Origin of the sequence: Granulicatella sp. WM01, from assembly GCF_004570605.1 — a bacterium.
In the GTDB taxonomy this organism is placed as follows: domain Bacteria; phylum Bacillota; class Bacilli; order Lactobacillales; family Aerococcaceae; genus WM01.
This window is the reverse complement of the sequence record NZ_SPPB01000211.1, coordinates 1-212: the sequence shown is the minus strand read 5'-3', so window position 1 is coordinate 212 and position 212 is coordinate 1. Positions and strand designations below refer to the sequence as shown.

The 212-nt window shown below is 40.1% G+C and carries 1 pseudogene; it reads right to left on the bottom strand.

What is annotated here, in order from left to right:
- Window positions 1-212: pseudogene (locus E4T68_RS09465) on the bottom strand (ISNCY family transposase); the annotation flags it as partial.

Here is a 212-nt window from a genome sequence, read left to right as displayed (position 1 = left end):
TCAAGCAAGCTTGTTGTCTTGATACTCTTCAAGAGTTTTTCCAATACTCTTGAGATAGCGTTTGAAAGATGCCAGTTTCCACGGGTGTGATTGTGGTGGAACGTATTGGCGTCTTTCTTTTTTTATAGTCTCACCCAAATCAAACACCGCTGAATGCTCTTCATGTGTTAACAAACAACGTGTGGCATAAATGTTGTCAGCGATATTCAAGA